Source organism: Bacillota bacterium, from assembly GCA_012837285.1.
Lineage (GTDB): Bacteria > Bacillota > DTU030 > DUMP01 > DUMP01 > DUNI01.
Genome location: DURJ01000113.1, coordinates 1 through 7,919, shown reverse-complemented (window position 1 = coordinate 7,919; position 7,919 = coordinate 1). Strand labels below are relative to the sequence as shown.

Below are 7,919 nucleotides of genomic sequence, written 5' to 3'. Positions count from 1 at the left end.
CGACTAAGGTGCCTGCGGTGCCGGCCAGAAGGAAGACACTCATAATGGGGGCAGAAATTCCCACGCCATATCCACGGTGGATAAAATGATAGGAGTAATAAGCAATGAATATATATTGAGTCCAGGCACGCAGCCAGGAAACAAGCACCAGTAAAATCACCGCCCACCAACCGTCATGGATTTCCGTGTGTGCCAGTTCCTGCTGAGCGCATTTGGGAGTGGAAACGTGTTCGGGTAGATCCTGACGCACTCGTAGAAAGCTAAGGGCAAATAATATACTAAACGGGAACAGATAAGCCAACCCTTTGAAGCCAAACTGGTACACCATCCCGGCTGCCACCAAGGGCCCTAACGAGAAGCCCAAATTGCCGCCGGTACTGTAAACAGAGATGGCCAACCCAGGCTGAGACCCGGCCGAACGGGTGGAAGCAACTGAACCCAGCGGATGCAGCAGCGAGGAACCGAGGCCGGCTAGCCCGAAGAAAACCAGCAGCGTCCAGTAGCTGGGAAAAAGACCGATAAGGGCGATCATGCCGGCAGAGTAAACCACGCTGGCTGCCAGCCACCAGCTCTTACCCCACCGATCCAGGAACAGACCCATGAAGGGCTGCAGGAAGGAGCCGGTGATGGATTGCACTGTCAGTACCACCCCGGTCTGGGTCATGGTAAGACCCAGCATTTCGGCGAGATATGGCAGCAGGGGCGGTACGGTGTTTACATAAAGGTCAATAACAAAGTGGGCTGCTGTAGCCCACGTAACTGCTCGCCAGTTAAACGAAGACGTTGTGGTTACAGGTTCGGTTTCGGCGGAAGCTAGGACTGGTTTGGCCACAATGATACCTCCCTTATGGGTTGGGCCGGGGTTCTGTTTTCGGTAACCGATGGTCCAAGGTTTTAGCGACGATCAGCTTATGTTCCTATGTTAACTTACTTGGCCGCGCCTGTAAAGACTCTTGACACGAAGCATGAGGATGGACCCGGCCACTATGCTTATTCTAGCAGCCGGATATCCGGCACTGGGCTTTTCGCGTAGTGTTGAACTCTGTCCCAGCCCGTACACGAAGGGGTTGAGGGATTGCGCAGGCGTCGGGGCGGGGCTGCAATGAATGTTTTTCCTGTGGCTGGCTACACTAGGGTTTGAAGGAAGATTTGTGATAGAGAGGGTCCGGCAAATGGGCAACGGTTTTAAGAAACCGGTTCCGGCGGCGCAAATAAAGGATCAACGGCTGGCTGAAAAGGTGGCAGCGGAAAAACCGCCTGAACTTACGGGCAATTTGGAAGCCGATTTGAGGCTACTTCGAACCTTGCTTCACGACAGCTCCGATCTGGTGGTGCGCCGGTTTCGGTTACCTATTCAGGAAGACTTGGAGCTGGCTTTTCTCTATATTGACGGGCTGACGGACAAGCGCGTGGTGGATCAGGATATTATGCAGTCGCTGCTGCGGCTGTCTCAGATCGAAGGCATAGCTGAAAAATTGAGTCCCGGTAACGCCCTGGAGATAATCGAAGCCCACCTGCTGGCGGTGGGAGAAATAAAGGCCACCGGCGAGATAAAGCGTATTTTGCACGCAGTTTTGTCCGGTGACACCATTTTGCTCATACCTGGCAGCCGCCAGGGGTTAATCGTTAATACCCGCGGCTTTCAAACCCGCGGGGTGCAAGAGCCCACCATTGAAGCGGTGGTGCGCGGTCCCAGGGAAGGTTTTTCGGAAAGTCTGCGCATCAATACTTCACTGATTCGCCGGCGGATCAAGGATCCGGATCTGGTGGTGGAGACTATTACCGTGGGCGAACGAACTGCCACCGACATCGCCCTACTTTATATTAAAGACATAGCCAATCCTCAAATTGTAGGGAAGATTAAAGGGCACATTGAAAGAATCCAAATCGACGCTATCCTAGAAAGCGGCTACTTGGAGCAATTGCTGAAAAATCAGGGCCTGTCTATCTTTCCCCAGATGCAAGCCACCGAACGACCGGACAAGGTGGCGGCGGGGATTCTGGAAGGACGGGTAGCTGTAGTAGTAGACGGGACTCCCTTTGTGCTGTTGGCGCCGGTGGTGTGGATTCAGTTTTTCCAATCGCCGGAAGACTACTACGAACAGTGCCAACTGAGTACTTTTATTCGGTTGGTACGCCTGGTGGCTAATGCCTTTTCGCTCTTTCTCCCTGGTGTTTACATTGCCATGACCTCGTTTCATCCCGAGATGCTGCCTACCGGACTAGCCCTGGCCCTGGCGGCAGCGCGCACCGGGGTGCCTTTTTCCTTGCTCACGGAAACCCTAATCATGGAGACTTCGGTAGAAATCGTGCGCGAAGCCAGTGTTCGCCTACCCGGACCCATCGGTCCCACCGTGGGCATTGTGGGCGGGCTTATTTTAGGCGAAGCCTCGGTACGAGCCGGTATCGTAAGTCCTTTGACCGTAATAGTTGTGGCCATTACTGCCATCGGTTCTTTTGCCACCCCCAATTACAGCACTGCCATCTCCATCCGTCTGCTGCGGTTTCCGTTTATTTTTCTGGGTGCCAGTTTTGGCTTAATCGGTATTACCGCCGGCATAATCCTCCTGGTGATCCATATGGCAGGCTTAGAATCTTGGGGCGTACCGTATCTAGCACCTTATACGCCCTATGAGCCCACCGGTCGGGGCGATGCTATTTTGCGTCGGGATATTTCTTTCCAGCGGACCCGTCCACCCTTCCTGAAACCCCAGGACAAGTATCGGCTGCCCAAAGATGGAGATGAAAAGGAGACCGCCAATGAAACCAAATCGTAGCCTGGTAACACCTCATCAGGCAACAGCTATCGTTGTTAATACTATTATCAGCGGACGGCTCCTTATTTTGCCTCGCGAACTGGCAACTATAGCCGGTACCGGCAGCTGGGCAGTTCTGATCTTAGGTAGTATGATAACCCTAGTTATAATGTCTATCTACACAACTGCTGGCCGTAGGTTTCAAAACAGCAGTCTCCCTCAATATGCCGTTAAGACTTTGGGGCTCTTTGTCGGCGGCCTTCTGTCCTTGCTGTTTGCTGCCAGTTGGCTGGTTACAGCCGCGTTAGCCAGCCGTATTTTCGCCGCCGTGATTATCACGTCGGTGTTACCGCGGGTATCTCTAGAAATAGGTATCTTAGTGATGTTACTGCTGGGGTCTCATCTGGCCACCAAAGATATAACAATAGTGGCTCGTGTACATGAGCTATTCTTGCCTTTTGTGGTCGGCACCATCTTTTTGTTGATAGTGCCAGCGCTGGCACGGGTCAGCATTTGGCGGCTACTGCCGCTAATTCCGTTTGACAGCTTGCGCCCAGTGGGACTCGGTACCTTAGCGGCCACCACATCGTTTTTGGGTTTTGAGGTTATATCGTTGTTTATGCCATTTTACAGTGAGCCGCACAAAGCCAAGCGCAGTCACAGCCTGGGCCTTTTTATGGTGGCAGCCGTGTATCTGCTGGTGGTAGTAGGCAGCATTGGCCTTTCGGGAGTAAGTAAGTTGATCCGCATCCAGTGGCCTACCTTGACTTTGATTCGGATGATAAGTTATCACGGCATTTTTACTCGCTTGGAAGCTCCCTTTTTGGCCGTCTATGTAATTGTAATGTTCACCACCATCGGCTCGTTGTTATTCGGGGTAGTTTCTACTTTGTCCGACCTGTTTAAGATTAAGTCTCGCACAACTTGGCCCTACTTGTTGGTAATCCCCGCCTATTATTTGGCGATCAAGCCTCAAAACATCGTAGAAGTGGAGCAGATAGCCCGGTTGGCTTTATTTATTCGCCTGGGAGTGGTGCTGACTGTTCCTTTGATTGTCCTCCCCATTGCCGTAATCCGAGGAAAGGAGGACCGGCCCGGTGAAAGAGAAGCTACACACTCTTAGGGTACTGGCCTTTGTCCTGCTCATCGCCTTTTTGAGTTCTCGCGGGTGGGCCAGCTCGCGTGATATCCAAAAGCGCGCCTTTGTGCTGATGGAAGGTATCGATGCCGCTCCCGATAATGCCTTTGACGTAACTTATAGCATAGCTGCCCCCCAGGCTTTAGGGGGCGGTGAGGCCGGTGGCGGCGGCGGTGGTAAGGAGTCCATGATCCTGCAAAAGACGCGGTGTAAGAACCTGTGGCAGGGGCATCATTTTATTCAGGCTCAAGTAGAGCACCCTTTGTTTTGGGGACACGTGCAGACATTGGTCTTGGGTGAAGATTTAGCCCTTCGTGGAGTATCTAGAGCTATAGATGTGTTTTTTCGGGCCGCCGAAACTCGCTTGAAAGCTTGGGTAATAGTAGCTGACGGCAAGGCGGATAAGATCTTGGAAGCAGCTCCTAAAACAGAAAAAATGCCTTCTTTGTATATCAGCCGAGCGCTGGAAATGGAAGACTATCTAAATGTAATACCGCTTCTGCGCATTGCCGAATTTACTATTCGCCTGGACAATCCCGGTGAGCAAGCGATAGCACCGATAGTAAAAGCCGACAAAGATAATATTAGTATTATGGGCTTGGCTTTATTTAAAGAAGATAAAATGGTAGGTAAACTGGACTACGATGAAATGCAGTATTATTTTCTCACAGCTCAAAAGCATGGCTACATGTATAAGCGAGTGGAAACTCCTGGCGGGGACGTATTTACTTACGAGATAGCCAATGTGAAGCGCCGCGTTCGCCCGCACCTAAACGGTAATCAAGTATCATTTACGGTTTCGCTGCTGGTGGAAGGAAACATTATTGAGGCGGACAGCAAACGCAGTTTGAGGGACTTACAGTTTTTGGCTGAAGTAGAGCAGGCCGTCTCCACTGCGTTGGAGAAGGACTGCCGGGCAGTTCTAAGAAAAGTACAAAAAGAATTCAAGGTGGACAGCTATGGTTTTGGTGCCATGGTTCGCGGTCTCTATCCGAGGGTATGGAAACAAATGAATTGGGCGGAGGAGTTTCCGAACGTACCGATAAAAATTACGGTAGACGCTCGCATCCGCCGTCTGGGTATGGTAGCTGAGTAATTTAACAGCGGACCGGCAACCACGAGCAGCGGGCGGCCGCAGAGGGCCGCCCGTCAACACGAGAAGTCGAGTTTCTATTGTTGTTGATTGGTCTGTTGGACTTGCTGCAGTTGCTGTACGGACTGATCCAGTACTTGACTCATCTGAGCAAACACTTGGTTCGACTGGATGGCTTGCTGGGCTTGTTGCAGGGCTTGCATGGCACTCTGGAGCGACTGCTGCACTTGTTGGTCTGTTTGCTGGGCCTGCTGCTGAGCTTGCTGTTTTAGTTGGTTAAACATCTGTTGAAATTGGGCTTGAGCTTGCCCACTGCTGGCGGAAGCCGCCTGCTGGGCCAGCTGCTGGAAACGTTGTGCTGTCTGTTGAGTTGCCTGCTGCCCCTCTGGGCTGCCCAGAGCACTCAACCGTTGGTTTACTTGGGCAGTGACTTCGTCTTCAATTTTCTTTTCCTCCCAATCCTGGTGCGTTGCCATAAGCCAAACCTCCTTGTTTTGTAACCTCATAGCTAAACTGCCCTGGCCCGGCCGGTTTTATGTGTCCCCATCGATTGGACTTAATGTAAATGATGACGCTGCTGAACCTCGCTTAAGTTGGACACCACCTGTTGCATCAGGCGGCTTTTTTCCAGCCCCTGCTTTAGCGCCAGCAGAGCCACCTCGGCCTGGCCCAGTTTGGTCAGTACTTCGGTATCCACACCGTTGCTCGTTGTCGGAGCTAACCTTACCGGAGCTGCCTGGGTCTGGGACTTCAGGTTCTTGAACTCTTGATCCAGGTGGCCAAGTTCGGTCGACAGATCTTGCAGATTGGTCCGCACTGGGTCACTGTGCTGTTGCAGCTGCTGGAAACCTTGGGCCAGATGGTCGATAACAGCCGACAGCTGTTGATCCAGTTGACCTAAGCTTTCCTGCTCCTGTTTAAGACCCTGCAGCAGACTGACTCTTTTTTGCGCCACCAGTTCCTGTTTCGCTAAAATACCCCCGGCCGAAAGAGAAGCGACAAAACCGCTATTCTTGCCGATTTCTTGTTCCAGGGTCTGGAGCTCTTGGTCCAGTTTGGTGCCAAAATCCTGTTGCTTTTGTCCACAGTTCTGCAATGTTTTTTGGGCTTCGCGCAGAAGGTTGTCTGTTTGCTGGAGAAAACCGCGCCAGTTGTCCTCCAGCGTTTGCCGGGCCGCTTGGACAGCATTACACTTATCCTGGGCCTTGCTAATAGGTGGATTTGCTTCGGCCATACTCATCGCTCCCTCCACGGTTTGCAGTTTTAGTATGGCCAATTTGGCAGCGTTACATGATCTCTGCTTAACAGGGTACAATAGAAAAAACAACCTTAAGGAGGAAAACACATCGTGGCACTGATTCGTTGGGATCCTTTTGCGGAGTTGGGACCATTTCGAGAAGACTTGGGCCGGCTATTCGACCGCTACAGCAGCCTAATCGGTATGCGCGGCTGGCAACCGGCAGTGGACTTGTGTGAAGACGATGATACCTTTACTCTTAAGGCTGAAATCCCCGGCGTGGAACCAGAAGATGTGGACATAACGGTCACGCCTGAAAATATAACCTTGCGGGGTACGGTGGACCGGGAAGAAGAAGAACAAGAGGAAGGATATATTCGTTCAGAGCGACGTTATGGTGAATTTGCCCGCACAGTGGCTCTACCGGCGGAAATCAAGCCTGGTACCGCCCGAGCCACATTTAAGAACGGGGTCTTGACTGTAGTTCTACCGAAAGCTGCGCCGGGACACAGCCGCGGTGTCAAGCTGAAAATTGACCGGCTCCAATAACTTGGCACCCTCCTGCCTCACTCTCCATACACTAACAAGAGTTCTCGTGTGACTTCCCTGGATCAGGGGCATGTCCATGAACATCCCGGTGTAACCGGAATAGCCCAAGGAACAGAAGAAAGGCATTTCCACCGGATCTGGGGAGCTACAAGTTATGTAAACGGTCATTTCCATACCTACCAAGGCGAAACCAGCGCAGCAATCATGATCGGTGAGGGCTATCCACTCACTTTGTACGGCTGAGGACCTCTTATAACGATGGTCATGCCCATACGATGGTGGGATTCGTGGAGACTTTAGGCCCAGAAATGAGATAAGAACGACCCCGGTGCTACGCTGATCTAGCATCGGGGCCCAGTGGGGGGATATATAAAAGTAAAAGGAGGGATGCTGCTACCTAACTTTGGCCAGCTCCAGAGCATTCTGCACAGCCTGGTTCCATTTTGCCGTGGTGTGAGTGGCTCCGGAAACGTTGTCCACGGGTCCGCCGTTGGTCTCGACAAACTTGGCCGGCAGCTCCTCATGGGCGGCCACCACTTCTTTCTTAGGATAGGTGCTGTAGTCTTTGAATTCACCGGTTTCGGTGACTTCTTGCAGGACTACTTCCTTCACCTGATCGTTTTCCATGGTAACAAGTGCCAGCGCGTAGCCATGGTCGTCGGCCTCGGACTTGCCCAAGAAGACACCGTCGAAATACTCAGTGGTTATCGCCGGTTTCGTTTTTGCCTTGTCCAGGGCACGAGCCACAGCCTGCTTGTACTTGGTACTGCTGCTGGTAGCCTTGGTGTAATCGTCCACATGGATGGAGTTGGCCTTGACAATGCGCTGGGCCATCTCTTGGTTAGCCTGGACCGACGGCTCGTACTTATAGGTGTCGAAGTCCTTTTCTGCACCGGTCTCGATAAACTCTTTCAGATCCACCTTAGTGATCTTGTCCGCGGAAATGGTGACAGTAGCCAGGCCATAACCATGATGGTCGGCATCAGAGACGGCGGTGTAAGTACCGTCGTTGTAAGTGGCCGCTGCACCGGGCTTTTGTTGGGGTTCCTGGGTTCCACTGCAGCCGGCTACAACCAGAACCAGCAGTACCAGCACTAAGGCTGACGTGATACCCCTGTTCAATCTGAGTCTCTCCTCTCTGAAAGT

General features: G+C 52.2%; 9 protein-coding genes. 5 read left to right on the top strand and 4 right to left on the bottom strand.

Annotation, left to right across the window (positions count from 1 at the left end):
* Positions 1 to 832 (bottom strand): MFS transporter (locus GX016_06280; GenBank protein HHT71166.1); only part of this gene is annotated, 832 nt, incomplete at its 3' end.
* A 340-nt stretch (positions 833 to 1,172) separates the two neighbouring features.
* On the opposite strand from GX016_06280, the gene GX016_06275 reads away from it, so the two are divergent.
* Genes GX016_06275 through GX016_06265 form a run of 3 tightly spaced genes read left to right on the top strand, consistent with a single transcriptional unit; the run spans position 1,173 to position 4,990 of the window.
* A complete protein-coding gene (locus GX016_06275) occupies positions 1,173 to 2,777 on the top strand; it encodes a spore germination protein (protein ID HHT71165.1) in 1,605 nt (534 codons plus the stop codon).
* The gene (locus GX016_06270) at positions 2,761 to 3,879 is read left to right on the top strand and encodes an endospore germination permease (GenBank protein HHT71164.1); all 1,119 of its coding nucleotides are present in this window, start codon (positions 2,761 to 2,763) and stop codon (positions 3,877 to 3,879) included. Before GX016_06275 ends, GX016_06270 begins: the two co-directional genes overlap by 17 nt.
* Positions 3,854 to 4,990, top strand: coding sequence for a Ger(x)C family spore germination protein (locus GX016_06265; protein ID HHT71163.1), 1,137 nt, complete (start codon positions 3,854 to 3,856; stop codon positions 4,988 to 4,990). Before GX016_06270 ends, GX016_06265 begins: the two co-directional genes overlap by 26 nt.
* A gap of 74 nt (positions 4,991 to 5,064) precedes the next feature.
* On the opposite strand, the gene GX016_06260 is transcribed toward GX016_06265, so the two are convergent.
* Together GX016_06260 and GX016_06255 are read right to left on the bottom strand one after the other, a co-directional pair.
* A complete protein-coding gene (locus GX016_06260; protein ID HHT71162.1) occupies positions 5,065 to 5,463 on the bottom strand; it encodes a hypothetical protein in 399 nt (132 codons plus the stop codon).
* A gap of 80 nt (positions 5,464 to 5,543) precedes the next feature.
* A complete protein-coding gene (locus GX016_06255; GenBank protein HHT71161.1) occupies positions 5,544 to 6,221 on the bottom strand; it encodes a hypothetical protein in 678 nt (225 codons plus the stop codon).
* A 114-nt stretch (positions 6,222 to 6,335) separates the two neighbouring features.
* Between GX016_06255 and GX016_06250 the strand changes: the two genes are divergently transcribed.
* Both GX016_06250 and GX016_06245 read left to right on the top strand, forming a co-directional pair.
* Positions 6,336 to 6,773: an Hsp20/alpha crystallin family protein gene (locus GX016_06250; protein ID HHT71160.1), complete on the top strand. Its 438-nt coding sequence runs from the start codon at positions 6,336 to 6,338 to the stop codon at positions 6,771 to 6,773.
* A 48-nt stretch (positions 6,774 to 6,821) separates the two neighbouring features.
* Entirely contained in the window at positions 6,822 to 7,016 is a 195-nt protein-coding gene (locus tag GX016_06245; GenBank protein HHT71159.1) for a hypothetical protein, read from the top strand.
* A gap of 150 nt (positions 7,017 to 7,166) precedes the next feature.
* On the opposite strand, the gene GX016_06240 is transcribed toward GX016_06245, so the two are convergent.
* On the bottom strand, positions 7,167 to 7,895 hold the full coding sequence (locus GX016_06240) for an FMN-binding protein (GenBank protein HHT71158.1): 729 nt from the start codon (positions 7,893 to 7,895) through the stop codon (positions 7,167 to 7,169).
* Positions 7,896 to 7,919 lie beyond the last annotated feature (24 nt).

Excerpts from the sequence above, each read along its gene's own strand:
- GX016_06275 (HHT71165.1), top strand. The coding sequence starts at position 1,173 with ATGGGCAACGGTTTTAAGAAACCGGTTCCGGCGGCGCAAATAAAGGAT.
- GX016_06270 (HHT71164.1), top strand. The coding sequence starts at position 2,761 with ATGAAACCAAATCGTAGCCTGGTAACACCTCATCAGGCAACAGCTATC.
- GX016_06260 (HHT71162.1), bottom strand. The coding sequence starts at position 5,463 with ATGGCAACGCACCAGGATTGGGAGGAAAAGAAAATTGAAGACGAAGTC.
- GX016_06255 (HHT71161.1), bottom strand. The coding sequence starts at position 6,221 with ATGGCCGAAGCAAATCCACCTATTAGCAAGGCCCAGGATAAGTGTAAT.